The organism is Moorena sp. SIO4G3 (assembly GCF_010692305.1).
GTDB classification, from domain to species: domain Bacteria; phylum Cyanobacteriota; class Cyanobacteriia; order Cyanobacteriales; family Coleofasciculaceae; genus Moorena; species Moorena producens_A.
The window spans coordinates 1-2,594 of the sequence record NZ_JAAHIG010000636.1; the positions used below are offsets into that span (position 1 = coordinate 1).

The following is a 2,594-nucleotide window of genomic DNA, read 5'->3' on the forward strand; positions in this document are numbered from 1 at the left end:
ACCGGTGATTACGGAGCAATTGCGAGACCAGCCTCAAAAATTTATTATCTTTATCGATGATTTATCCTTTGAAGAGGATAATGATTCCTACAAAGCTTTAAAGGTAATCTTGGAAGGGAATTTAACATTACTCAGCCCTGGATTCTTATATACTCTGAATTCTTCTATTCCTATTGGCAGATAAGTTTTGTCATTATCCGTTTCTGGCAGTGCATGAGACATTACTTGCAAGGCGGCATCTAATAGTGCTGGATGGAAATTATAGTCGTTTGTTTGTGTTATTAATTCTTCGGGGAGTTTGATATAACCTAATGCTTGGTTTGAACCTGACCACAATTGTTGAATGCCTTGGAAGGTATTCCCGTAGTCTATCCCTACTTGTTTAAATTTTTGATAATGTTGTTTGATTTCTATTGTTTGATCACATTCACTCTTGTATTTTTCTAGGTCAATTTTTGTCTGAGTAGGGGGGGTTGACTCTTTTCTGATTTTTCCTGTGGTGTGGAGTCTCCACTCCTGTTGTTCTGGTTGAGAAAATATTTGAAACTTGTAGCTTTGGTTATCTGTTGGGGTGAGTAGGGTTTGGGCATTTGTCAATTCTCCTGTTGGTAGTATCCATCCTCTAGTTATAGTTAGGTCTTCTATTACTATCTGGGATGTTTTTAATTGGTGATTTCCTGCTGCTATTGCTATTTCTAGGTAGCCGGTTGTGGGAAATAGTGCTTGATTAAATACTCGGTGGTCCTTCAGATAGTTGGGTGAGTTTTCTCCTATTTGTGATGCAAATATCTGTTGTTCCCCTGCACAATTTAGCTTTTGACCTAATAGGGGATGGAGGTTGTCCCCTTGGGAAAATTGCTTTTGAGGCCAGAAGTTGTTGTTGGTTTCCACCCAATAACGTTCCCGTTGGAATGGATATGTGGGCAATGCTACTTTCTGACGACTATAGTCGGAGTCAAACCCTGACCAATCTATTTTGACTCCTCTTACATACAACTGCCCTAAACTTGATAACATTTGTTGCCATTCATCCACTCCCGGACGTAATGAGGGCAACCACTCTCCCACATCTTCTGTTACACATTGCCTTCCCATTCCCAACAATATTGGTTTCGGCCCAATTTCCAGGAAGGTTTCATATCCTTGCTCTTCCAGAGTTTTCATACTCTGGGCAAACCTTACTGGTTGACGCACATGAGCTACCCAATATTCAGCAGTGGTTATTTCTGCACCTACTTCAGTACCTGTAACATTTGATATTAGTGGTATTTTTGGTTCCTTATAGGTAACCTGTTTAGCCACTGCTTCAAATTCGGTTAACATTGGTTCCATTAATGGGGAGTGGAAGCCATGGGATACTTGTAATTGTTTGGTCTTAATTCCCAGATTTTTGAATTGAGCACAAATAGTTGCTATAGCTCCACTCTCACCAGAAATTACGATACTTTCTGGTCCGTTAACTGCTGCTATTGTTACTTGGGAACTATATTCTTTTATGGCCTCTGTTACCTGAGATTCTGATGCCATTACAGATACCATCTCACCACCGGAGGGTAACTTTTGCATCAATTTTCCTCGCATGGCTATTAGTTTGAGACCGTCTTCTAGGCTGAATACTCCGGCAATACAAGCTGCTACATATTCTCCGACGCTGTGACCCATAACTACATTGGGTTTGATGCCCCATGAATCCCATAATTTAAACAGGGCGTATTCCAGGGCAAATATGGCGGGTTGGGTGTAAGCTGTTTGGTCTAAACTACTTGAATTTTGTGCATCTTTGGGGTAAAGGATTTCCAATAGAGATGCTTCCAGATAGGGTTGGAGAATTTGATCACATTGCTCTAAAGCTTGACGGAAAGTTGGTGCTTTTTCATACAGTTGCCTTCCCATATTTATATACTGGGAACCTTGACCTGTGAAGAGAAAGGCTATTTTGGGACTTTCGCTATTTGGTTGTCCTGAAAATACTCCAACTAATTCTGAGTCAGTTTTCCACCCCAGCAGTTTCTCCATTAATTCCTTGGGCTCAGATGCAATCACCCCTAGTCGATGATTAAACTGAGCGCGTCCAGTATTAGCCGTATAACATACATCTGCTAGTTCTAATTCGGGATTAGTTTCTAGATAATTTTGATAATTACTGACCTGATATTCTAGAGCTTTTTCGGTTTTTGCTGACAGAGTTAATAGATGAATTGGACGTTCAACAACATTCTGAGTTCTGACTTGAACTGATGCTTCTTCCAAAACTATATGAGCATTCGTACCACTCATACCAAAAGAACTAACTCCTGCCACCCTTTTCTCCTCTTTGGACAACCAAGGAGTCAGTTGAGTCGGTACCTTCAAAGGCATATTTTCCCAATCAATATAAGGGTTAGGATTAGCCAAATGCAGATGAGGCGCAATTTCCTGATGTTGCAATTGCAAAATTACCTTAATCATACCTGCTATTCCCGCTGCCGCTTCCAGATGACCAATATTAGTTTTAACTGAACCAATATTCAAGAGATTTTCCCCTTCACGCCCCTGGTCAAACACCCTAGCTAAAGCTCTCACTTCCATCGGGTCTCCCAGAGAAGTTCCTGTAC

Annotated in this window: 1 protein-coding gene and 1 pseudogene; one reads left to right on the top strand and one right to left on the bottom strand. The window is 40.9% G+C overall.

Annotation, left to right across the window (positions count from 1 at the left end):
• Positions 1-127: pseudogene (locus F6J99_RS43995) on the top strand (DUF815 domain-containing protein); the annotation flags it as partial.
• Here F6J99_RS43995 and F6J99_RS44000 read toward each other — a convergent pair.
• A partial coding sequence (locus tag F6J99_RS44000) for a type I polyketide synthase (protein WP_293123490.1) occupies positions 88-2,594 on the bottom strand: 2,507 nt, incomplete at its 5' end. The pseudogene F6J99_RS43995 and the gene F6J99_RS44000 sit on opposite strands and share 40 nt — an antisense overlap.